We start from the raw sequence: 24,124 nt of genomic DNA, 5'->3' as shown, positions 1-24,124 counted from the left end.
GAGATAGGTGGTAGTGTGATTATGATGAATCTAAAGTCAACAACGAAATTGGCTAACGGTGTAGAAATGCCATGGTTCGGGCTGGGCGTCTTCAAGGTGCAAGAGGGCCAGGAGGTTATTGATTCGGTCAAAGCAGCCATCAAGGCCGGTTACCGGAGTATCGATACCGCATCCGTGTATGGAAATGAAGAAGGGGTCGGGCAGGCTATCCGTGAATCGGGAGTTGCGCGTGAGGAGCTGTTCATCACCACCAAGGTATGGAATACAGAGCAGGGCTATGATTCTACACTGGCCGCATTTGACCAGAGCTTAAGCAAGCTGGGACTGGATTATGCCGATCTGTATCTGGTACACTGGCCGATCCGGGCCAAATACAAAGACACCTGGCGCGCTCTGGAGAAGCTGTATACAGACGGCAAAGTCCGCGCCATCGGGGTGTCCAACTTCCAGATCGATCATCTGGAGGATCTGCTGGCAGATGCCAACGTGAAGCCGATGGTCAACCAGGTGGAGCTGCATCCTCTGCTTAACCAGCAAGAGCTCCGTGAGTATTGCAAGGCACAGGGCATTCAGATTGAAGCCTGGGCCCCGTTGGCCCAAGGGCATCTGCTGGATAACGAGGTGCTGGCCGATATTGCAGCCCATCATAACAAAACGCTGCCGCAGGTCATCCTGCGCTGGGATCTGCAAAACAGAATTGTGACGATTCCGAAGTCCGTTAAGGAAGAGCGGATCATTGCGAATGCCGATATTTTTGACTTCGAGCTGTCTGAAGAGGAGATCAGCCGGATCAACGGCTTGAACCGCGATCAGCGCTTTGGCTCTCATCCAGACCGGTTCAACAACGAGTAAAGGGCCCGGCAGTCTCTTTCGAATATTTGCTAGATTCGGACATACACATAAGAGAGATGGAACTATAAGTCCATCCTGTGCGTAACCGATATAGTAATAGAAGAGATTTGAGAAGCCGGAGGGGTAACTATGAATCGTAAAAGTATACAAGCAGCACTTACCGCCATCCTGATGATTGTGCTTCTGCTGCCGCTGGCACCCGGGCGGGCGGAGGCTGCTGTTCCGAAACATTCAGAATCATTCTATGTGAATGACTTTGCAGGCGTAATTGATGAGAAAACCGAGAATTATATGGTCAATTACGGGGTGAAGCTGCATCAGAAGACCGGAGCCCAGGTGGTACTGGTCACCGTGGATTCGACGAACGGTGTATCTATGGAGAAATATGCGACCTCGCTGTTCAATTCATGGGGAGTCGGCTCAGCGGACAAGAATAATGGACTTCTGCTGCTGCTCTCCATTAAGGACGATGATTACTGGGCGGTTCCCGGCAAGGGACTGGAGAATGAACTGAACAGTGGTGTAATCTCGAAGATTCTCTCGGCATCACTGGAGCCGGACTTCGCTGCCAAGAAGTATAGCGCCGGTGCCCATAAAACCTATGGCTCCTTCATTCAGAAGCTCGGCGGAAGCTACTCGGAAACACTTGGCACCCGCAGCTATGTCTCGGACAATGCCGGAATTCTCCCGCAAGTTACCAAGGATTATCTCAACCAGTCCAGCAACCGTTACTCGGCTACTACCGGGAGCGGAATCTATGTGGTAACCGTTAAGAATACTGGCGGCAAGAGCCTGCAGGATTACACCTATGCGAAATTCGCCGGGGTTGCTGCCGGACCCAGAGATGTGATGCTGGTACTGGATATCGGCGGAGATAACTATCATGTGCTACAGGGCAAATCGATCGATAGAGTGCTGACGAATGAGCGGATCAGCGGGATTCTGAATAAGGTGCTGGAGCCTAAATTCGCGGCAAAAGATTACGCTGGCGGCGTGGCGGGGACGGCGAATGCCTTCTACAGTTTCTTCCTGGCCCGGGCAGATGCTGCTTCGGGACAAGCCGCAGGCAACTCTACATCCGCAGCAGCCTCTACCGTCAGCAAAGCGCCTGTGGCAGCGAAGGAACCTGTGAAGCTGGTGCCTGTCTCCAGATCCAAGGGGATGGCGATTGTCGGAATCTTCCTGATCCTTGTAGCGCTAATCAGTCTTGCAGCCAGCGCACGCAACCGTTATGTTGCCCGCTACGGGATACGGATAAATCCGCATAACCCGCGCAATATCCGGCGCTACGGCGTCTGGACCGGCCAGCCCGGTTATGGCTACAGCCAGAGAAGAAGATACCGGCGGCCGCACCATCACTCCTCCTCGGGGAGCAGCTCATCCAGCTCCAGCAGCTTCTGGGGCAGTAACTCCGGGGGCGGCGGTTCTTCGAGCGGAGGGGGAGCAGGGCGGTATTCCTCGCGTGACGATGACGATGATGACCGGAATCGTGGCGGTGGCGGATACTCGGGCGGTGGTGGAGCCGGCCGGTATTCCTCCAACGATGACGACGATGATAGCAACTCTGGCGGAGGCGGCAGTGCAAGCAGCGGTGGCGGTGTAGGCAGACACGGTTAATCCGGGTCGCTCAGCCGCTAAGCTGTGCTAGAGTTAGCGTGAAGCCGTGCAGGGATGCACGGCTTTTTTTCAAAAGCACAGTCCAACTGGAAAGGAATGAATGATCTGATGAGTAAATCTACACTTGTCCGCCGGATGAAGTCCGAGGACATTACATTAATACATGAGGGGCTGGCCCCGCATGATGTCAGCAAACCCGTAGAGTATATTGCACATTGTTGGCAGGAGAACGTTGAGAATAATCGGCTTACGCTATTAGCCTTCCATGAGAATGAGTTTGCAGGCTGGGGACATATCGTGTATACCTCACACTATCCTTATTTTGCAGAGAATCATATTCCAGAGATTCAGAATCTCGATGTGATCTCTACCTTACGAAAACGCGGCATAGGGAATGTGCTGATGGAAGCTCTCGAAGCAGAAGTGTTCGCTACATTCGATACGATTGGCATTGGGTTTGGACTGTATGCCAGCTACGGTACGGCCCAAAGGCTGTACACCAAACGCGGCTACATTCCGGATGGCCGGGGACTCATGTATGACAACCTGCCCGCTGTTCCTGGAAGTCAGGTGCGGGTGGATGATGAGCTTACTCTATACTTGACAAAATCAAGGTAGAGCACGAATTACCATTACTATAGCGGCAGTCAGGGATATTAATGTCCGGGCTGCCGCTATTAGGTTTCTTTAGATTTCAGCATCATAGCGTGACAAAAATTCAGAAACTAATTCAGGATTTGTCATAAGCGACACCGATTCATTTTCTAATTCCTCAGCCAGCTCATCGTCGGTCATGGATACAAAGAAGGTAATGTCCTCTTTGGTTTGATTATATTTTGTGAATAAATCGTCCTTGGTTTCATTAACAACCTTAGCAATGATTTTGACCATTTCATCTTTATATTGGTATACATTATCCTCAGCATATAAAAAACGGCTGATATGATTGAAATGCGAATGCTCACCATATTGAAATTCGGAAATTCCCCATTTGTAATAAAGCTCTGTTTCAGCATCATCACATAAGCCTTCACTTGTCATATCGGCAATATGTCTGGCAAGGGATTGCTCTGTATTGACCGCAAGGAACAGAGTGACAAAGTCGCTATCTGTACCGACTGCACAGACATATACCTTCTCATGTGCTACTTCCTCTAAAATAGCTTCAAGGTCAGCCACAAAGCCCTCGCGAATCCGTTGTTCAAATTCAGTTAGAAAAGCGTTCATTATAAACCTCCTTATATTACGATTTAGTATGACTTCACTTATAGAATAGTGGCGTTACGTATAGGAATGCAAGCAGCTGTCTTTATCTCCGGTTTGCCTCTGTCAGCGCATTCTCCCTGATTGTATTCAACTCCTCCACACTGAACAATCCGGCCCGGTACAGATTAACGAACTCGTCCGATACACTCTGGTCAAAAATAATCATATCATCCGTATTCACCGTGACTGTGACGCCATAATCATAGAGCTTGCGGATGGGATGTGACCCATAATCAGCCACCCGGGAGAGCAGAATATTGCTGGTGGGGCAGATGTTAAGCTGGATATGATGGTCGGCAAGCCACTTCATCGTCTCTGGAGATTGTGCGGCTGCAATGCCATGCTGAACCTGATCCAGCTCCAGTTCCTCCACCGCTTGTTTTACCAGATCAGATGTACCAAACTCCCCAACATGTGCTTTGAGAATTAGTCCTTGTTGCTTCGCCATGCGGAACACCTGCTTAAACCCCGGAACAGCAGACTCATCGCCAAAAATATCGAGCGATCTAAAGTAGTTATACTCCAGATATTGTTCGAGCCTCTCAATGGTTTCTTGGATTGGTGTATGAGTAAGAAAGGCAAGCTCCGGCACAAAAAGAATCTGCGGCGCAACCCGCTGGTGGATGCCCTGAATGGTATGGATCAGTGTTGCTATAGAGCCGTCAAACCACTCTTCTTCTCCCATCGTCACACTCATATGCAGCAATTGAACACCGTCGGTCTTCGCTTGGACAAAAGCAGCCTCAATCCGCTTCTCATACCCGATTCGTCCGGTCAGCAAAGGCTTGATATAGCGGGCATTCCACAAGTTCATCTCCCCAAGATCCTTAAATGTTGGACATTCCGGTATAGCCGTATCGCACCAAGCTGTGATGTAACGTTTGTTGCCTCCCCGGGTGATATGGTTGTGCAGATCGCCTTTGGGTATTTGCCGTATCAACTCCCGATTGTTCTGCTCCAAGGCTGTGATGAATTGCTGTTTCATGCTGGTGTCCTCCTATGTTTCAGGCATTAAGATTCTAACCAAGAAGAGCGATATCCTCATACAGCACATACTTATCAGGCTGAATTTCTGTATACACCCGCAGATGCGTTACTGTCCAGATAGGAAATGGTGTTAATTCTGTTCTTGCGAGCGCTTTCATCTCTGTTAATTCAGCGCCGTTCAAACCCCATCTGGTCTGCCCCAATGTTAGATGAGGGAGGTAGCTATCCAGCTCAAAATAACGGGCGATAAGCTCTGGTGACGGGGAAACGGCCCTTACAAGTCTAATATGTAATTCTGATAAATGCTGCGAACGAACACCTAAACCTATGACGGAATCACCTATACATATCGGAGCAGACAAAGATAACTCAAACGGCGGATATGAGGAACACACCTTCTTCACATGCTGCAACCACTCCAAGTCCGGATATAATCCGCCCTGAGCTTTCACAGTGATATGAGGCTCAACTACCTCTTGCAAGCGGTTATTGGGCCAGCGGTTCTGAAACTGGATCATTTTTACGGTAAATTTCTGTGGCGGCACAATGCCTATGAAATACTGCATTCAAGCTCCTCTTTTCCTTTGTATCCTTATGCTTAGGATATAACTTTAATCTACCATAATTTAGTCGTAACTTAACTATATAAATTGAACTGAAAATTTAAGTTGAAGGAAAAGTGGCGGAGGGGAATTTTGGAACTGGAGGAGCGGTAGCGACCGCCTGTCTACGGATTTCATCCGCTAATAACGGTATAAAATCATGAAATCTGTAGAAGGGCAGCGGCCGGAAGTCCAAAACTTCTCTGGAGTCACGGCTAATCCAAAACATAAAAACATAGTTCAATATATATAGTTTACAGTTTTTGGACAGAGTTAAACAAACTGAAACTTTTAAATCAGAGATTTCGTCTATCATGGAAGTTGTGAGTTTGTAGACTTAACCATTATCAGTATGTTAGGGAGGATTTCAGAAGTGAGCTCTTTACCACAACGTTCAACTGTCCGCAAGAAGAAGAAGCCGGCGCGCAAGCGCAAGAAAAGAGGTTTCTTCCGCACACTCTTCAGGGTGTTCATGGTCTGTTTCATTCTGATTATAGCAGCCGGAGGCTGGCTCTATTTCGCACCGTCGGCCAAGAATACGCGCTTCCTGATCGCAGATACGCTGATTACGACTCAACACCGGCACTGGGCCAAATATATTATCGGCGAAGAGGAACTGAAGCACCGCGTCAGCGATTATACCAAGCGCTTCGAGGAGATGGGCGACGAGGTTGATACCCATGAGATCAAGCCTGAGCCTGTAAAGGAAGCTGAACATACACCGCTCGTCCAGATTGAAGAAGTCACGGGCAGCGGCTACAGCGGCTATGTCATGATTGTGAACGACCCCAAAAAGGTGCGGCTGGGTGTGCCGGGCAAAATCGGCTCCGGGGAGAAGGTATCCAGCATGGTGGCACGGACGGGGGCTATCGCCGGGGTGAACGGCGGCGGCTTCGCCGATCCGAACTGGAAGGGCAATGGCTTCAAGCCGATCGGGCTGGTGATTTCGCAAGGAAAGCTATTCTACAATGGACTGGGCGGCAAGAAATCCACGCAGATTGTCGGCATCGATAAAGAAGGCAAAATGGTCGCCGGTAACTACACTCTGGATCAGCTCAGCAAAATGGGAGTGCAGGAGGCGGTGACTTTTCAGCCGCGGATTATTGTGAACGGTAAAGGTCAGATTAAGAATGCCGCCGAAGGCTGGGGCATCGCGCCAAGAACCGCTATGGGCCAACGGGCAGACGGTGCGCTCATCTTCGTAGTCATTGACGGGCGGCAGCCGGGCTACAGCATCGGGGCGAACCTGTATGATGTGCAGCAGATTATGCTGAAGCATGGAGCGGTCATCGCGGCCAATCTGGACGGGGGATCTTCGACAGTGCTGGTGAAAGACAATGAGATTGTCAACAAGCCCTCTTCGCAGTATGGGGAGCGTTATTTGCCAACGGCATTCCTGGTATTCGATGACCCTGAGAACGCGAAGATCAAGAATATCTGGGAAGGGCTGGACCCGGCCAAAATCGACGCAGGCAAGAAGCGCAGCCAGTAACATCCGCTAGGCCGCCTGCTTCAATAATCTATAGTAGATCAGACGCGGCAGGTGTGCTAGGATAACAAGTAAATTCTTATTTTGCTGAACCTGTTGGTGAAGTCCTTGATCAGAGGGGGAAAAGGTTTGACTTTGCAGCAGCTCCGCTACGCGATTGAGATTGCGAACAGCGGCTCTATGAATGAAGCGGCCAAACGGCTATTTGTGTCGCAGCCCAGCCTCTCGAATGCTATCAAGGAGCTGGAGAACGAGCTTGGCATCACGATTTTTGAACGGAATAACCGGGGGATCAGCATCTCGGCCGAAGGCATGGAATTCCTGGGCTATGCCCGGCAGATTATTGAGCAGACCGAATTCATGGAGAACCGCTATACCGGCAAAAAGCGCAGCCCGATCTATTTCTCGGTATCTACACAGCATTATGCGTTTGTTACGGATGCTTTTGTGAAGCTGATGAAGGAGAGCAAGGTGCAGGAATACAATTTCAGCCTGAGAGAGAAGCAGACCTATGAGATCATCGAGGATGTGCGTACCCTGCGCAGCGACATTGGGATTCTGTATATCAACGAGAGCAATTACAAGATCATGAACAAGCTGTTCAGTGACGGGAACCTGAAGTTCACTCCGCTGTTCAATACGAATCCGCATGTCTATGTGCGGGCAGGGCATGTATTGGCTGCAAAAGAGTGGATCACGGCGGAGGACATTCATCCGTATCCTTACATTACTTTTGAGCAGGGGGATAACAATTCGCTGCATTTTTCAGAGGAGATGCTTAGCTTCACACAGATTGAGAAGAATATTAAGGTGACCGACCGGGCCACGCTGACTCATTTGCTGCTCGGCAGTGATTCGTATACCGTAGGGACTGGGATTATGGCCTCTGAGCTGGATGATGCGGGGCTGATTACGATTCCTTTTGACAGCAAGGAAGTGTTCTCTGTCGGCTGGATCGCCCACAAGGACCGCAAACCGAGTGAGATTATGTCTACATATATTGATATTCTGAATGATCTGGTGTCAGGTAATGTTTTTGAGCTTGAATCTTTCTTACTATAAGAGCAGGAGGGAAGTATGAGCAGTCCAGTGATCGGATCGACAAGAAACGCACCGCCCTTCCGCTACGACATTGTCGGGAGCTTCCTGCGTACAGAGGAGATCAAGAATGCGCGCAGCCTGCATGCGGAAGGTGAGCTAACCGCGGGACAGTTGCAGGAAATTGAGAATGTGGAGATTCGTAAACTGCTGGAGCAGGAGAAGGCACTCGGGCTGAAGGCTGTGACCGATGGTGAATTCCGCCGCTCCTGGTGGCATCTGGATTTCTTCCTGGGGATTGAAGGTACAGGCAAGATTACGCTTGGCCCTCCCGGTGCTTCCAAGGAGCAGACGAACCGGGCGGAGAGCTTCCGAATTACCGGTAAAATCGCCTTCGGAGTCCATCCTATGGTCGAAGAATTCCGCACCTTGCAGCAAATGGCCGGAGAGACGTTGGCCAAAATGACGATTCCTTCACCCTCTTTGTTCCATTTCGTGCAGGATTACAATGGCAACGAGGTGTATTCGGATACCGAAACGCTCTACGGTGATATCATCCAGGTGTACCGGACGGCGATTCAGGCGTTCTATGATGCCGGTTGCCGTTATCTGCAGCTGGACGATACGACCTGGGGGACGCTGTGCAGCGGCAGACATCGTGCTCATCTGCGCAGCAGGGGCGTTAACCCGGATCAGCTTGCTCGAGACTACGTCCGGCTGATCAACGAGAGCATTGCCGGCCGCCCGGCGGACATGACTATTGCCCTGCATGTATGCCGGGGCAATCTCCGCTCCACCTGGTTCGCTGCCGGAGGGTACGGGCCGGTCGCCGAGGAGCTGTTCTCGAATACGAACGTGGACGCGTTCTTCCTCGAATACGACAATGAACGCTCCGGCGACTTCGAGCCACTGCGCTTCATTAAGGACCAATTCGTTGTGCTGGGACTGGTGACAACCAAGCACGGCGGCCTGGAGAGCAAGGAGCAACTCATCGCGCGTATCGAAGAAGCTGCACAGTACGTAGACATCAACAAACTGTGTCTTAGCACACAATGCGGCTTCGCCTCTTCGGAGGAAGGCAATATTTTGACGGAGGAAGAGCAGTGGGATAAGCTGCGGCTGGTGATTGAGACGGCGAATGAGGTTTGGGTGTAGCGTTGGATGAATTGGGATGAATTCGGATGGCGTAAAGTAAGTTGTGTACCAAGATTTGGAGCCTAGTCAGGCACCAAAAAAGTAGGGTATCCTCGGGATTGCGAAACCACCAAGGAGGAACCCTACCAATGAATATTTTACCCGAAAGTTCGCTGAATAATCTATTTGAAAAACTTGTTAAAGATTTTGTGAAAGACAACATGGAACGCCTGTTGCGCGCCGAAATCCAGGGGTTTATGGAGAGTGAAGAAGCCGGCGCCAGCAATAGTCGCAATGGCTACTATACGCGAGACTTACACACGAAATATGGCCATATCGAGGATCTTCAGGTGCCCCGGGACCGCCAAAGCCTTTTCCAGACGCAGTTGTTTGAGCCGTACCAGCGGCGGGACGGATGGTTAGAAGAGGCCGTCATCCAAATGTATAAATCGGGCATGGGTACGCGGGATGTGGCCCGGTTCATTGAAAGTATGTTTGGTAGCCACTACTCCCCAACCACGGTCAGCAATATTACGGCTACAGTGCTGGACGATATCCACCAGTGGCAAAAGCGGCCACTGAGCAAACGGTATTCTGTGATCTATTTAGATGGGCTGTACGTGAAGCTGAAACGGGGCACGGTTCGTGGTGAAGTGGTCTACTTTGCGATGGGAATTGACGAGGAGGGACAGCGTCAAATTCTCGGGTTCTACGTGGGTGGCCAAGAGAGTTCGAATGGCTGGCGGGAGGTACTCAAAGACCTGTACGACCGCGGAGCGCAGGAAGTCCTGCTGGGTGTGTTTGACGGGCTACCGGGACTGGATGCGGCGTTTAAAGAGACCTATCCTCAGGCGGATGTACAGCATTGCGTAGTGCACAAAGTGCGGGCCACGTTTCATAAAATTCGGGTGGAGCACAAAACCGATGTCATGGAGGCGTTGAAAACCGTATATACAGCACCGGATGAAGTGGTAGCCCGGGCTAACTTTGATACGGTCAAAGCGAAGTGGAACAAGCTGTATCCGAAGGAAATGAGGTCCTGGGAGGAACAGTTATCCACACTCCTGACGTTCTACAACTATCCGCTGTCGATCCGTAAAGCGATCTACACGTCGAACCCCATCGAGCGGATGAACAAGGAAATCCGCAAGCGTCTGAAACCGATGAACAGTCTGACAAACATGGATGCCGCAGAGAAAATCGTGTACCTGGAGATGCTGGAATACAATGAACGTCATGCAGGGCGGGTCGCCCAAGGCTTTGGAGTGGATGCCGTTAAAAAGAAGCTAAAAGAGCTATTCGAAACACGCTACCCCTCTTTGCCCACACCGGAAGAGGCGTAGCAGATAAATCCAGTTTCTGGGAGTCGGGGTTCCCCCTCCCCCCAGAAACACTACATCCCAACCCGTAACCCGGGGGAGGCACTTCTACTCTTTTACACAAACTTCTTGACGCTACCTGAATTCGGATTGATTTGGAGCGAAATGGGGGGAGTGCCTGGGGCAATCCCCCTTTTTGCGCGGAGTGCTAGGCTGCGGACGGAGAATAGGTGGATTTTCTCCACCTCCTGATGAAGGAACAGACTTTGTCAGGGCAGCAGTTGGATAAACAACACTTAAATTCTCGCATATTCCGCCATAGCGGTATATCCCGATCCAGTAGTTGCTGTTTTTCCACTTGTTTACCTGAAAATATTAGAAACGAGGGAAATAAGATACGTTATTCCATTTGTTTGCTAAGGAGGGTGGGGGTATTCTGTGTGCTTGCAATTGTAGTCTTCTTCTTTAACCATTCTGTACCCATCGTAGGGATTGCCTCTACAGTATAATGTTGAGAGCGGATTCAAAAATGAGGCTATATCTTTGGAGGGAATATGATGGTTATTGAACTACTGCCTGTATCGGCCGAGAACTGGTATGATTGCACATTGCTGAAAGTAAAGCCAGAACAACAAAGCGTTTTTCCTGCTCCGGTGATTAATTGGATTGCTGAAGCAAATTTCGTGCAGGAGTTTGAACTACTGGCTATTTATTCAGGAGCTGTAGTGGTAGGATTTATTGTCTTTGTCACAACTCCCGATGAGGACGGTAACTGCTGGATACCCGCCCTTATGATCGATGAGCATCATCAAGGAAAGGGTTATGCCAGACAAGCAATGGGACAGTTAATCGAGCATATGCGAAATGAAGGGTGTACCCGATTAATGATCGGACATAGACCTGACAATCAGATTGCCGGATCGCTGTATGAGTCGCTTGGATTCCAAAAGGTCAGTGAAGAGTTATGCGACGGTGAGGTTGTGCGTTGTTTGGAGCTTAATCAATAATAGGGTATTAACTTCTATCTCACTGTTGCTGCGGAAAATTTCAAATTTGACATGCTTATATAGTACAATCTAGGTTCAAGCTCCTCTCCGGTGTTGGGGTCTTTATATCTCATTGTGATTAGGAGCTTGTCATGATATCTCGAAATATTAATCATATAATACCTTTTGTCATCAGCATTAAACGTAGTTTTTCTAATTGTGCCGTTTGAGTAACTCAATAGATATAAGTCATTTTTTTGTCCAAACGATTGATAAAATAAACCTGAGAGTTCACTTTTTGCAGATTCTGAAGACATTTCAAATTCCGGATTAACCTCTATAATAGGGCGCAGAGATTTATTGTTTATTTTTCCTAAAAATCTTGTAATACTAAAATTCGCATAGTAGATATAATCGTTTGTAACAACAAAATTAGATACCCCTTGACGTAATTCACTCTGTGTCGCATCCGTAGAATTGGGTGAAATCGTCGACACATCAACGCTATTCTGGAATTTCATACCATGATCGTATACATCCAGAAACAACTTTGATTTACCATCCGAGTCTATTTTTAATCGTAATAATGAAATTGTATTCTCGTCAGATGTGATTTGCCGGATGGCTTCACCTGTATTTGCTTTGTCATCAAAGTCGAATTTCTTAAGAATCTTTCTCTCCTTCGTTTCTGAATTATATTCTTCTAACTCAGAACCGCCAGCAGCGATTACTCTAACCATTAATAATTTGTTGCCCACAGCGGTCATACTGTTATAGGGGAATCCGCCTGTTTCAGAAAAAACAACGGACATAGTATTGTTCTTTAAGTCTATTTTATAGAGACGAAGTGTTCTGCTTGTAATATCCGATATCTCACCAGTTGTGACAAACATGTATAAAGAGTTATCGATGATAGTTGTATCATACTTAGCTTCATATGACCAATGTTTAACTGTACCTAGTTTTATATTTTCTTTTGTTTTAAAAATGTAGCGATAATAATCCATTTCGGATATTGAGTCAACAGACCCCTTTGGGATCTTATTGTAGATGATACTGTCATCGGTTAGCACTAACGCTCCATAACGCTCGATTTTTCCGATTATTGTATTGTTGATGTTATAAATTGAAATGGCTTCATTTGAAACCGTAGTATTGGGGGGCAGTGTTTGTTTCAAATCTTGTGTTTTTTGATTTTTGGCATGGTCATCACAACTACATAGTATCAGTATAAAAATCAAGCCAAGTAACCCTAGTATTCTTTTCAAACAAACCCTTCCTTTTCGTAGAAGCTCTTTCTATATGAATCTACTATATCATCCTTAATTAGACAATGCTTGTAATTAGATTCTTGTGATCTAGTTAATGAAAGCTTAAACGGCGGGTACCTTGTATTCATACTGAGATAACCTAAAAATGATAATTGAATATGGATTTATAAACAAATGTGTTTGAAAAGAATGAAATAAGAATTGGAAATAGGCTGGCCAAGCTTTTATAAGTTTCTGCAAGATTATTTTGATCTAAGTAATTGACACCGCCCTCCCTGCCGCAGTATTATTGCACATAACAACTTACAGCAACAAGCGATGAAGAGAAGAGTAAGCAGGCGGCAGCGTTCACAGAGAGCTCCAGAGTGGTGAAAGGGAGCAGCGAAGCGCCTGATCTGAAAAAAGTCTCCGAGCTGCATAGGGAATTGGGCACAAGGGTCCAAGGATGGTATGCCGGGTTCTCCCGTTACAGAGATAGGGTATAAGCGTCATGGCCGTACCCGAAGAGGCGGATGAGGCAACTTGTCCGTGAACAGAGGTGGTACCACGAAGCTTATCCAAGCTCTCGTCCTCAAGATATTGATCTTGAGGGCGGGAGCTTTTTTGCGTTCACAGGCGGGCAGCTCCGAGCGCAGTCAAGCAGGCTCCAAGTAAGATTCATACTATCAGTAGAGGTGATTCATTGTGCATTGGGCAGAAAAAATTGCAAACCGGTTAATCGCGGAGCATCCGCAGCTTCAGACGTATGTATGTGCATCCGGGATCAGTCCGTCCGGGTCCGTTCATATCGGGAATTTCCGCGAGGTGGTGACGACTGCATTTGTGGCGAAGGCGCTGCGGCGGGCGGGGAAGGAGGTGCGGTTTATTTTCTCGTGGGATGACTTCGACCGGTTTCGTAAAGTTCCGGCCCATATCGATCCCGGCTTCGCTCAGTATATTGGGCTGCCATATTCGAAGGTGCCTTGTCCGTATGGCTGTCATGCTTCGTATGCGGCACATTTCGAGTCGGAATTCGAGCAGGCGCTCCAGGTATTTGAGATTGAGCCGGAGTTCATTTATCAGAGCCGGGAATACCAGTCAGGCCGCTATCATCCGCAGATCCTTCACGCTCTGCGGCGCCGGGGTGAGATCTACGATATCCTGATGTCGTTCAAGACCGGTGAGAGTTCGGCGGATGAGCGGGCGGATTTTTATCCGATCCATTTATATTGCGGGCAGTGCGGAAAAGATTCGACAACGATTCTGTATTTCGACGATCTGGAGGAGAGTGTGGCCTACCGCTGCGGATGTGGTCATTGCGATACCGTACATATTCCGCAGGCGGACAATATCAAGCTACACTGGAAAATAGACTGGCCGATGCGCTGGCAGCAAGAGCAGGTGGTGTTTGAGCCAGGCGGCCGGGACCATTCGTCGGAGACGGGGAGCTACAATGTGGCTGCGGTAATCGCAGAGCAGATTTTCGGGTATTCACCACCGGTGTATGAGCCTTATGAATTCATCAGCATTAAAGGCAGCTTCGCTAAAATGTCAAGCTCCTCCGGTCATAATTACACTCCAGATGATCTGCTCCGAGTCTACGCCCCTGAGAACATTCTGTTCCTGTTCGCCAAATACCAGCCCAATGCCGCCTTCCATATCGGGCTGGATGAGGATGTGCTGCGCAATTATACGGAGTTCGAACGATATGCTGCAGGAGCACATGCAGGCACATTAACGGGCGATCTTGCGGGTGCGCTGGAGCTGTCTCTGCGAAGCGACTCTCCGGTTAGCACTGGAAGCAACGTTAGCTTCGGCCAGGTAGCCAGTCTGCTTCCCTTAATCAACTTCGACAGGGACAAGCTCCGGGAGATGTTAAACAGAAACGGCGAAGAGGTAGATGAACTCAGGCTGCAGACAACGGTTGAGCGGGTGGAATACTGGATCAGGAACTGGATGCCGCACAAGCTGGTGACGATTCAGACCTCGCCCAACTATGCGTATTATCATTCTCTTACCGGAGTGGAGCTGAGATGGCTGCGGAGCTTGTGCAGTCTGCTGCGGAGCAGGGAGCTGGACGAGACGCAGCGGATGACCGAAATCTACGCCATTTGTCATCATGAAGACAAGAAGATGATGCGCAGCCAGCAAAAAAGACTGTTCACCATCATCTATCAGCTAGTGCTTGGTACAGAGGAGGGGCCGCGTCTGCCCTGGCTAATTCAGGCGGCGGGGACAGAGCGGATGCTGAATTTGCTGGATTTGTGAAGGTGTGTGGACGGCCCTTTACGGGATCGATTGAAGAGAGGTATAATATACAAGACTGTTTTTAATTAAATGTTGGAAAGCGAGCGGTAACGATATGGGTCGTAAATGGAATAATATTAAGGAAAAGAAAGCATCCAAGGATGCTAATACAAGTAAGGTCTACGCCAAGTTCGGGGTAGAAATCTATGTGGTTGCCAAGAAGGGTGAGCCTGATCCGGAATCCAACCGGGCGCTTAAGGTGGTTCTGGAGCGTGCCAAGACCTACAATGTACCGAAGGCGATTATTGACCGTGCCCTGGAGAAAGCCAAGGGCAGCGGCGATGAGACCTATGTTGAGCTTCGCTACGAAGGCTTCGGCCCAAGCGGCTCAATGATTGTAGTCGATGCGCTGACGAATAACGTCAACCGCACGGCTCCGCTGGTCCGTTCCACGTTCAGCAAGAATGGCGGCAACATGGGTGTCAGCGGATCGGTTACATATATGTTCGATCCAACGGCTGTCATCGGGGTGGTAGGTAAATCTGCGGATGAAGTGATGGAGCTTCTAATCGAAGCAGACCTGGATGTCCGCGATGTGCTGGAAGAGGATGAGGCAGTCATTGTATACGCCGAACCGGACCAGTTCCACGCAGTACAGGAAGCCTTCCGCAGCGCAGGGATTACCGAATTCACGGTAGCTGAGCTGACGCTGCTTCCACAGAATGATGTGGCAATTCCTGAAGATGCACAGGCCCAATTCGAGAAGCTGATCGACGCGCTTGAAGATTTGGACGACGTACAGCAGGTTTATCACAACGTGGATTTGGGAGAATAGAATAGCGGTAACTTGAATGAGCGGGCAAGCCGATTTCCAGGCTTGTCCGCTTATTCTTTCTTGAGCGGGAGTGGGGAGGAGGAACTGGAGATGGAAGTCTTTCGATTAGTCAGTGTAGTCCATGTATTTCTGATTCAGGACGGGCAAGTCCTGCTGCTCAGGCGCGCGAATACGGGACATCATGACGGAGAGTATGGACTGCCTGCCGGGAAGCTGGATGGCGGCGAACCGCTTCATATTGCCGCCATCCGTGAGGTCCGGGAAGAATGCGGTGCGGTTATAGCTCCCGCCGATCTTACCCTGATCGGAACGATGCACCTGTGTACTTCCGGGGATGAGCGGGTGGATTTCTTTTTCAAGGCGGAGCAGTGGTCGGGAGAGATCCGCAACATGGAGCCGGACAAATGCGATGAGGTATGCTGGTTCCCGGTGGATGCGTTGCCGGATAATATCATCCCGTTCGTACAGGAGGCCTGGAATACATTCAGGGACGGCGTCTGGTATGCCGCTCACGGATGGAATTAGATTAGAGTAACAGGGGGAATGGCGCAGTAATGGAAGACTGGACGCTCAGTATGGTTCTTATTTTGGCGGGTTGCGGATTTCTGGCCGGATTCATTGATTCTGTAGTGGGCGGCGGCGGACTGATTGCGATTCCGGCCCTGCTATCGGTGGGCATTCCGCTTCCCTTGCTGCTCGGCAGCAGCAAGTTGGCCGGTTCGATGTGTTCGCTGACGAGCACCGCCTCGTTCGTGCGTTCCGGCAAAATCAATTTCAAGCTGGTCCGCACCCTCATCCCGTTATCCGTCCTTGGCGCGATGGCCGGAACGCTGACTGTCCGTCAGGTTCCTTCTGAGTTCTTGAAGCCGCTGGTGATCGTGATGCTGGTGGTCATTACAATCTACACCTTATTCAAAAAAGCCTGGGGAGACGTCTCCACCTTCTCTGCCAGCAACGGTAAATTGCGTATGGCCGGAAGCATGGCAGCGCTCATTATCGGCTTCTATGACGGGTTCTTCGGCCCGGGAACGGGATCGTTTTTAATTTTTGCTTTTCTGATGATGGGGTTTGAATTTGTAACCGCCGCAGGGAACGCCAAAATCCTGAACTTCGCCAGCAATATCACCAGTCTGCTTACGTTCATTGCCCTGGGCTCTGTCAGCTACACCCATGGCCTGATTCTGGGGATTCCGATGGTGATCGGAGCCGTAGTCGGCTCCCGGATGGCGATCCGCAAAGGGGCAGCGTATATTCGACCTCTATTCATTACAGTCACTGTCATATTGATCGGCAAGCAAATATGGGATACGATGCATTAAGCACAATTAATGGAGTGGATGAGATGGAGATCAAGCTTATACATAAGGAAGAAGTCTGGAAGCTTAGGCATGAAGTGATGTGGCCTGAGCGGGAGCCGGATTATATTAAGCTGGCAGATGACGATCAAGGCAAGCATTACGGGCTGTATGTGGGAGATCGGCTGGTTTCGGTGTTATCCCTGTTCATCAACGGGGCCGAAGCGCAGTTCCGCAAGTTCGCTACCTTGGAGCTGGAGCAGGGCCAGGGCTATGGCAGCAAGCTGCTGAAGACGGTCCTTGCGGAAGCGGAGCAGGCGGGGGTGCGGCGGATTTTCTGCAATGCGAGAACCTACAAGGCAGGCTTTTACAAGAAATTCGGGATGCAGCGAACCGATGAAGTGTTCAGCAAAGGCGGCAAGGATTACGTGGTCATGGAGAAGTTCTTCGGACCTGTAACGGATGCGAATGGGGGAGCTTAAGGGATGACCAAGAAGCTATATTATGATTCAGCTTATATTCAAGAATGGAGTACCGTGATCACTTCCGCGATGGAGCGTGAAGACGGGATCTATGTGACGCTTGCAGAGACGGCCTTCTACCCGCACGGTGGTGGACAGCCTTGTGATAAGGGAACTATTGGCGGGCTTGCCGTGCTGGATGTGGTGTTGGAAGATCAGGAGGTGCTGCATAAGGTAGCGCAGCTTCCCGGGCAGACAAATGTGGATTGCGCCATCGACTGGACCCGGAGATTCGACCATATGCAGCAGCACAGCGGCCAGCATCTGTTGTCGGCAGTATTCCGCGAGCTGTATCAGGCACTGACACTGAGCTTCCACCTGGGCAGCGATTATGCCACAATTGATCTTGATCTGCCGGAACTATCAGCGGCGCAACTGGCGGAGGCTGAACAAGAGGTGAACCGTCAGATCTATCTGGACCGCGCAATTACCAGCTACTTCGTGACCGCAGAGGAAATGGCCAAGCTGTCCCTGGTGAAGCTTCCTAAGGTAACAGAGGATATTCGGATTGTCGAGATTAATGATGTCGAGCATAACGCCTGCGGCGGCACTCATGTCGCTTCGACCGGGGCGATTGGGATGATTAAGCTGCTGCGGTCCGAGAAGCAGAAGGGTAATGTTAGAGTTACCTTCAAATGCGGGAGCCGGGCGCTTGCGGAATTCAACGATCATATGCAAATCATGAGTCAGCTATCCGCCCGATTCAATACAGGCAAGGACGAAATTATGGACCGGCTCGGAAAGTGGGAGCAGGAGCAGAAGCTGCTGGCAGCGGAGCTGGCTGCCGTGAAGGAGCAGAATGACAGCTATCTGGCCCGTGATCTGTTATCTTCTATGGAAGAGGGCAACGGAGTGCTCACGCATATTTCGGATGACAGGCCGCTTAAGGATCTGCAGAGTCTGGCTGCGAAGCTGACGGCGCTGACCGACCTTCCGGTATTGCTGCTGAGTGCGGCGGAGAATAAGGCGGTACTCGCGCATAGCGGATCTGCGGATTTCTCGTGCGGCGCCTTCTTCAAGGCTCACCTGGGCGGATACCACGGCAAGGGCGGGGGCAGCGACAAGCTGGCTCAGGCCGGATTCCCGTCATGGGAAGACGCACTCGCATTTTACAATTTTGCCAAAGGGCAATTCTGAGGTAGGGCAATTAAGGAGCTATGGAGCGTTTATTCCGTAGCTCTTTTTTGCTGTTTTCATAGGGTGAGCAAGGATTGGACCGACTTAAGGATTATTTAACATTTGAAGCCTTATAATCAGGACAGAGCTTGACGAAGGGAGAAAATTAACGTGTTCCTGACTATTCTGAAAAAGGATTTGCGGCGTAAAAAGGTGATGAATACCGTTCTGCTGATCCTCATCATCCTGGCCTCTACACTAGCTGCAAGCAGTTCCAGCCTGATGTATTCCACCTCCAGCGCCCTGGGCAGTTTCATCGAAGCCAGCAAGGTGGCGGATCTTAATATCACGCTGGCCAATGACCCTGGCTATAACTCGGCAGTAGAAGACTGGGTCAAGCAGGAAAAGAAGGTGGAGACAGCTTATACAGACCGGCAGCTCAATCTCTTACTGAATCAGGTTACGATGCCTGAAGGCCGCAAGAGCTTCTCGGGAAATGTAAGCTTCGTGCTGTCCGCCATTCCTGAGCAGGTGAACCTGGTCTTCGGTGAAGACAATGAGCGATATTCACTTCGCCCAGGGGAGATCGGTCTTCCGGCCAGCCTGATGCTAAGCAGCGGTATCGTACCGGGAGAGCAGCTGAAGCTTAAGTTCGGTGAGATTACGAGAACGTTCACGGTGAACGGTTACTTCAAGGATGCGTTCATGGGGGCAGATCTGCTGGGACTGAAGCGCCTCATGCTGTCAGCAGAGGATTTCAAGGAAATAGAGAAGCTGGTGCCCGAAGATAAACGGATGAATCTATGGAGCTTCGTGGCGGCACCGGGTGTAGCGTCTACTGAGATATCCTCTTCTTTTGCGAACAGTGATCTGCCCATCAGCTTCGAGGTGGATAAGGCGCTGGTCATGATGACTTATATGACGGACCGGATGATCTCAGCCATGATGTTTGCGATTAGTGTGTTCCTGATCTTCATTGCTTTTTTGACCCTGCGGTTCACTATTGTCTCCACCCTGCAGGATGAATACAAGGAGATTGGCGTTATGAAGGCTATTGGGTTCAGGAACCGGGCGATCAAGCAGCTCTACCTGACAAAATATACGGGGCTGGCCTGTCTGGGCGGCGTCCTCGGACTGGGCATCAGTCTCCCGCTTACTGCGCTGATGTCCCGCAAAACCTCGCAGTATATGATTCTGCCCGGAGGCAGCATCAGTATAATGATCTCGGCGCTTAGCATGGTGGTGATGATCGCCTTCATTCTGCTGTTCTGCTTACTCTGTATGCGCAAGATTAACAAAGCATCGGCCATCGATGCCATCCGGCAAGGCCAGACCGGTGAACGCTTCAAGGCGTCCCGGCGCATTCATTTACACAAAAGCCGTTTCCTCCGGCCCCCGTTCTTTCTCGCACTGAGCGATGTACTGAACCGGCTCAAGAGCTATACGTCACTCATCCTGACGCTGATCTTAAGCTCGGCGATCATTCTGATCCCGGTCAATCTGACCAATACCATTGTAACGCCTAAGTTCCTGGAATATTTAGGTACAATTGGTGCGGATTTTTATAGCTCAACCGTCGTGGCAGAGAAACCCGTTGAGAAGATCCAAGAGGACAAGGCACTCCTGTCCAAGCGGCTGAAGGATCAGGGCTTCGAGGTCACGCTTACAGCGAATTATACGGTAAGTACCAAATATATCTCCGATAACGGGCAGGCCAACCGGCGGATCAACGGCCAGAAGAATGATCAGAACGGGTCTGTTGAGATTCTGAAGGGAACGGCCCCGCTGCTGAAGAATGAAATTGCCATTACAACCATCATGTCCGGGAAATACGGGAAGCGGGTGGGCGACAATATTACTTTTGAAATCGGCGGGGTTAAGGGGACCTTCATGATCAGCGGACTGTTTCAAAGTATCTCCAACGAAGGGTACGCGGTCTGGGTTGCACGGGACTATGAGCTGAAGACAATACCCGCTTACATGTTCTCCGGCGAACTCCATGCCCCGGAGCAAGCGAAGGCAGGGATAATGAAGGAAATTCAGCAGCAATTCCCGGAACAAGGCTTCAAAACCTCGTTTGAACTGCTGGGAGAGATCACGGGCGGCTTCATGGGCCAGCTTCACAGCATCAATGGGCTGCTTACGGCTATCATCTGCCTCATTACGTTCTTCATCACCAGCCTGTTCGTCCGATTGATGATTGCGAAGGAGGTTCACGGCATTGCTGTCATGAAAAGCATCGGCTTCACGAATGCCGCGATCCGGCGGTGGCAGGCGCTGCGCATTCTGATCATTATGTCCGTCTCGCTGGTGCTGGGCGTAATCGCTGCGAATACCCTCGGGAGCCGCCTGCTGGGTCTCATCTTCCGAATCTTCGGACTGACAAGCCTCCGGCTGAATATTCTTCCGCTTCAGGTCTATCTGCTGTATCCGCTGCTGATCCTTGCGGTCGTCATGTTGGCGGTGTACACCAGCTACGGCCAGATCAAGCGTGTACAGATATGGAATATGAATAAGGAATAGGCGATTGGATTCTAGAATAAGAATCACGGGAAATAACAAAAAGCTAAAGGAGCGGAGGGGAAATTTGGAACTGGAGGAGCGGTAGCGTCCGCCTTTAGGTTTGGATTTCTACCGCGAGCAGCGGTCCAAATCAGGAAATCCAAACCTAACAGTGGCCGGAAGTCCAAATGTTCACCGCAGCGACGATTAAGCTCAATGTTTATAACTTTGTGATTCTTGTAAATAGATCCAAGCGTTTATATTAAAAGAAAAGAAGGAGTGGCGAAATGGCAGCAGTACTGGAAGTAACCAACCTATGTAAGACCTATATCGTCAATAAAAGTCAGAATAACGTGCTGCGGAATATCAATTTCACGCTTCATGCCGGGGAGTTCGTGTCTATCATGGGGCCGTCCGGTTCGGGCAAGTCTACGCTGCTCTATACCGTCAGCGGGATGGACAGGCTTACTGCGGGCGAGGTGGTTTTTGACGGGGAGAGTCTCTCGCAGCTCTCGGAGAAGGGCATGGCTGAACTGCGGCTGCACAAAATGGGCTTCATCTTCCAGCAGATGCATATGCTGAGCAATCTCTCCGTTTATGATAATATTATTCTATCAGGCTATCAGTCGCTGAGCGGCAAGGGAAGCGGGCCGGGACGCAGCCGCAGCGAGGTGAACCAATATGCCCATGAGCTGATGCGGAAGCTGAACATTATGGAGACAGCAGGCCATGACATTACAGAGGTGTCCGGCGGACAGCTGCAGCGGGCCTGCATCTGCCGGGCGCTCATCAACAAGCCGGCTATGCTGTTCGCGGATGAGCCGACAGGTGCGCTCAATTCCAAAGCTGCAAAGGAGGTCATGTTCGAGCTCTGCCGGGTCAACCGGGAAGGAACAACGCTGATGGTGGTTACACACGATGTGAAGGTTGCCGCGCAGAGTGATAAGGTGCTGTATATGGTGGATGGAAATATTCAGGGCGAGCATGTGCTGGGCAAATATATGCCGGAGGAAGGCCCGAGGGAACGTGAACGCAGCCTGACCGGCTGGCTGATGGAGATGGGCTGGTAGGAAGCTGCAAGCAGCAGGAGGAGAGAGCCGTGGCGGACATTCTGATCATTGAGGATAATGATGAGCTGGCGGAGGTGATGAAGGATTTTTTGCAGGTGGAAGGATATTCTGTATGCAGTAGGGCCTCTGCGGAAGAGGGTTTGGCTTATTTGGAGACGAATGCCGTCAAGCTGCTGCTGCTCGATATTATGCTGCCGGGACTGGACGGCTTCGCCGTATGCAGAATCGCCAGGGAGAAGTTCAATCTGCCGATTCTGATCATGAGCGCACGTCACGGGGATGAGAGCAAGATTATCGGGCTTGAGCTGGGAGCGGACGACTACCTGGAGAAGCCCTTCTCGGCTCCTCTACTGACGGCCAAGGTCAAGGCGCATCTGCGGCGGAGCTATGAGATGAACGAGAACAAGCTGCTGCTTACCGATGGCGAACTTACGGTGAACCAGACCGCAAGAGTAGTGTATAGAAGCGGCCAGACACTCGGGATGACGGCCAAAGAGTACGAGCTGCTGGTGCTGCTGATGAGCAACAAGGGCAAGGCGCTGCGCAAAGAGTGGCTGTTCCAGCAGGTGTGGGGAGCAGACAGCTTCAGTGAGCCGTCCACACTGACCGTACATATGAACAAGCTGAGGGATAAAATCGAGCAGAACCCCAAAGAGCCAAGACGCATCGTCACCGTCTGGGGAGTGGGATATAAATATGAAGGTATTTAACAGGCTGATGCTCTGGACATTACTTCTCGGGCTAACGTTCATAGCGGCTCTAAATGGATATGTTTCCTACAGGGACACAGGTACGCCCGGGAAGGCTTACCGGATAGAGATCAACCGGATCTATGAGCAGTTGCAGCGTAGAATTCCTCTGGAGGAACTGTTGCCGGATCAGAACCTGTATACCTACGTGCAGGACTTAAGCTGGATCGGGAAGGAAGCGGGGCCGGAAGAGGTTCAGCGCTTTTTTGCCGGTATCGGGGTGGGGGATGCCAATGAATTCACGGTAAGACCCTTGTATGCGGATCAGCAAATCGCAGGATACTTAAGGTTCTCGTACCGGATGCCCGGGCCGGATGTTCATGCGCTTCTGGTTCTGAATCTGTTCCTGCTGGCGGCGCTCGGAGCCGTGATGGTGCTGCTGTTCTACATCCGTAAGCAGATTCTGCGGCCGTTCCATACTCTGGAGGAGTTGCCTTATGAGTTATCCAGGGGGCAGCTGAGCATAGGTTTGAAGGAGCATCGTAGCCGGTACTTCGGCCGGTTCGTGTGGGGACTGGACCTGCTGCGGCAGACACTGGATGCCCAGAAAGAGACGAATCTCCGCCTGGAAAAGGACCGCCAGACGCTGATCGCATCCCTCTCGCATGAGCTTAAAACCCCAGTAGCCACGATCAGGCTCTATGCCAGCGCCCTGGCGGACGGCCTCTATGATAGCGAAATCAAGCGGCAATCGTCCGCCCGGCTGATCGGTCAGCAAGCAGAGCATATGGAGCAGCTGATCGGCGGGATTATCACTGCTTCCGTCTCTTCTTTGCAGAATATTGAGGTGGTCCCGGAAGAGTTCTATCTCAGCGGGTTGGTCGGCAAGGTCATCGGAAACCATAAGGAACGGCTGGAGCTGCTGAAGGTGGAGCTCACGGCAGGTGCTTATCAGGACAAGCTGCTGCTTGGGGACGAAGAACGGCTGCATGAGGTACTCAATAATCTCATGGAGAATGCCATTAAGTATGGAGACGGCAAGGCGATCTCTATTACCTTCCGCGAGGAGGATTACCGCCAGCTGATTGTGATCGAGAATTCGGGAGATCCGCTGCTTCTGAGTGAGCTGCCCCATATCTTCACCAGCTTCTGGCGCGGGTCCAATGCGGACGGCAAGCCGGGCAACGGCCTCGGCCTCTTCATCTGCAAGCAGCTGCTGCAGAAGATGGGCGGCGATATTTACGCAGAGCCGATGGAACGGGGGATGCGGTTTGTGCTGGTGCTGCGGTATTAAGTGGGGGCATGAATG

Annotated in this window: 22 protein-coding genes; 18 read left to right on the top strand and 4 right to left on the bottom strand. The window is 50.6% G+C overall.

Annotation, left to right across the window (positions count from 1 at the left end; all coding sequences use genetic code 11):
* Positions 1–21: 21 nt before the first annotated feature.
* The 3 genes from MKX42_RS18350 to MKX42_RS18340 all read left to right on the top strand — a co-directional run bounded on the left by MKX42_RS18350 (position 22) and on the right by MKX42_RS18340 (position 3,087).
* Positions 22–852: an aldo/keto reductase gene (locus tag MKX42_RS18350; protein ID WP_445669331.1), complete on the top strand. Its 831-nt coding sequence runs from the start codon at positions 22–24 to the stop codon at positions 850–852.
* 129 nt (positions 853–981) lie between these two features.
* Positions 982–2,469 (top strand): TPM domain-containing protein, encoded by a 1,488-nt coding sequence (locus MKX42_RS18345; RefSeq protein WP_340753762.1) that lies wholly within the window; start codon positions 982–984, stop codon positions 2,467–2,469.
* Positions 2,470–2,577: 108 nt separating this feature from the next.
* Positions 2,578–3,087, top strand: coding sequence for a GNAT family N-acetyltransferase (locus tag MKX42_RS18340; RefSeq protein ID WP_340753761.1), 510 nt, complete (start codon positions 2,578–2,580; stop codon positions 3,085–3,087).
* Positions 3,088–3,156: 69 nt separating this feature from the next.
* Here MKX42_RS18340 and MKX42_RS18335 read toward each other — a convergent pair whose 3' ends face one another.
* The 3 genes from MKX42_RS18335 to MKX42_RS18325 all read right to left on the bottom strand — a co-directional run bounded on the left by MKX42_RS18335 (position 3,157) and on the right by MKX42_RS18325 (position 5,288).
* Positions 3,157–3,696 carry a DUF4303 domain-containing protein gene (locus MKX42_RS18335; RefSeq protein WP_340753760.1) on the bottom strand — a complete coding sequence of 180 codons (540 nt, stop codon included), beginning with the start codon at positions 3,694–3,696 and terminating at the stop codon, positions 3,157–3,159.
* Between the two features lie 82 nt (positions 3,697–3,778).
* Entirely contained in the window at positions 3,779–4,720 is a 942-nt protein-coding gene (locus MKX42_RS18330) for a hypothetical protein (RefSeq protein ID WP_340753759.1), read from the bottom strand.
* A 34-nt stretch (positions 4,721–4,754) separates the two neighbouring features.
* Complete coding sequence (locus MKX42_RS18325) at positions 4,755–5,288, bottom strand: 2'-5' RNA ligase family protein (protein WP_340753758.1); 534 nt, start codon at positions 5,286–5,288, stop codon at positions 4,755–4,757.
* Between the two features lie 388 nt (positions 5,289–5,676).
* On the opposite strand from MKX42_RS18325, the gene MKX42_RS18320 reads away from it, so the two are divergent.
* The 5 genes from MKX42_RS18320 (at position 5,677) to MKX42_RS18300 (ending at position 11,311) form a co-directional block, all read left to right on the top strand.
* On the top strand, positions 5,677–6,816 hold the full coding sequence (locus MKX42_RS18320) for a phosphodiester glycosidase family protein (RefSeq protein WP_445669330.1): 1,140 nt from the start codon (positions 5,677–5,679) through the stop codon (positions 6,814–6,816).
* A 126-nt stretch (positions 6,817–6,942) separates the two neighbouring features.
* Complete coding sequence (locus tag MKX42_RS18315) at positions 6,943–7,875, top strand: LysR family transcriptional regulator (protein WP_340753756.1); 933 nt, start codon at positions 6,943–6,945, stop codon at positions 7,873–7,875.
* 15 nt (positions 7,876–7,890) lie between these two features.
* Entirely contained in the window at positions 7,891–9,006 is a 1,116-nt protein-coding gene (locus MKX42_RS18310) for a 5-methyltetrahydropteroyltriglutamate--homocysteine S-methyltransferase (protein ID WP_340753755.1), read from the top strand.
* Positions 9,007–9,134: 128 nt separating this feature from the next.
* On the top strand, positions 9,135–10,328 hold the full coding sequence (locus tag MKX42_RS18305; RefSeq protein ID WP_339249823.1) for an IS256 family transposase: 1,194 nt from the start codon (positions 9,135–9,137) through the stop codon (positions 10,326–10,328).
* A 530-nt stretch (positions 10,329–10,858) separates the two neighbouring features.
* Positions 10,859–11,311 (top strand): GNAT family N-acetyltransferase, encoded by a 453-nt coding sequence (locus MKX42_RS18300; RefSeq protein ID WP_340753754.1) that lies wholly within the window; start codon positions 10,859–10,861, stop codon positions 11,309–11,311.
* Positions 11,312–11,325: 14 nt separating this feature from the next.
* Here MKX42_RS18300 and MKX42_RS18295 read toward each other — a convergent pair whose 3' ends face one another.
* Positions 11,326–12,558 (bottom strand): hypothetical protein, encoded by a 1,233-nt coding sequence (locus tag MKX42_RS18295; protein WP_340753753.1) that lies wholly within the window; start codon positions 12,556–12,558, stop codon positions 11,326–11,328.
* A gap of 687 nt (positions 12,559–13,245) precedes the next feature.
* On the opposite strand from MKX42_RS18295, the gene lysS reads away from it, so the two are divergent.
* The 10 genes from lysS (at position 13,246) to MKX42_RS18245 (ending at position 24,109) form a co-directional block, all read left to right on the top strand.
* A complete protein-coding gene (lysS, locus tag MKX42_RS18290) occupies positions 13,246–14,808 on the top strand; it encodes a lysine--tRNA ligase (protein ID WP_340753752.1) in 1,563 nt (520 codons plus the stop codon).
* 94 nt (positions 14,809–14,902) lie between these two features.
* Positions 14,903–15,622: a YebC/PmpR family DNA-binding transcriptional regulator gene (locus MKX42_RS18285; RefSeq protein ID WP_340753751.1), complete on the top strand. Its 720-nt coding sequence runs from the start codon at positions 14,903–14,905 to the stop codon at positions 15,620–15,622.
* 90 nt (positions 15,623–15,712) lie between these two features.
* Complete coding sequence (locus tag MKX42_RS18280) at positions 15,713–16,147, top strand: NUDIX hydrolase (protein ID WP_340753750.1); 435 nt, start codon at positions 15,713–15,715, stop codon at positions 16,145–16,147.
* A 29-nt stretch (positions 16,148–16,176) separates the two neighbouring features.
* Positions 16,177–16,941 carry a TSUP family transporter gene (locus MKX42_RS18275; protein WP_340753749.1) on the top strand — a complete coding sequence of 255 codons (765 nt, stop codon included), beginning with the start codon at positions 16,177–16,179 and terminating at the stop codon, positions 16,939–16,941.
* Positions 16,942–16,964: 23 nt separating this feature from the next.
* Entirely contained in the window at positions 16,965–17,399 is a 435-nt protein-coding gene (locus MKX42_RS18270) for a GNAT family N-acetyltransferase (protein WP_340753748.1), read from the top strand.
* 3 nt (positions 17,400–17,402) lie between these two features.
* Positions 17,403–18,575 (top strand): alanyl-tRNA editing protein, encoded by a 1,173-nt coding sequence (locus MKX42_RS18265; RefSeq protein ID WP_340753747.1) that lies wholly within the window; start codon positions 17,403–17,405, stop codon positions 18,573–18,575.
* Between the two features lie 150 nt (positions 18,576–18,725).
* Complete coding sequence (locus MKX42_RS18260) at positions 18,726–21,077, top strand: ABC transporter permease (protein ID WP_340753746.1); 2,352 nt, start codon at positions 18,726–18,728, stop codon at positions 21,075–21,077.
* Between the two features lie 266 nt (positions 21,078–21,343).
* Positions 21,344–22,126 carry an ABC transporter ATP-binding protein gene (locus MKX42_RS18255; protein WP_340753745.1) on the top strand — a complete coding sequence of 261 codons (783 nt, stop codon included), beginning with the start codon at positions 21,344–21,346 and terminating at the stop codon, positions 22,124–22,126.
* A 29-nt stretch (positions 22,127–22,155) separates the two neighbouring features.
* Complete coding sequence (locus MKX42_RS18250; protein WP_340753744.1) at positions 22,156–22,836, top strand: response regulator transcription factor; 681 nt, start codon at positions 22,156–22,158, stop codon at positions 22,834–22,836.
* Complete coding sequence (locus MKX42_RS18245; RefSeq protein WP_340753743.1) at positions 22,823–24,109, top strand: sensor histidine kinase; 1,287 nt, start codon at positions 22,823–22,825, stop codon at positions 24,107–24,109. The genes MKX42_RS18250 and MKX42_RS18245 overlap by 14 nt, the downstream gene beginning before the upstream one ends.
* The last annotated feature ends 15 nt before the right edge of the window (positions 24,110–24,124 follow it).

Source organism: Paenibacillus sp. FSL R7-0204, from assembly GCF_038002225.1.
GTDB lineage: Bacteria > Bacillota > Bacilli > Paenibacillales > Paenibacillaceae > Paenibacillus_AQ.
The sequence above is the reverse complement of the archived record's forward strand: the minus strand, read 5'-3'. Positions and strand labels throughout refer to the sequence as shown.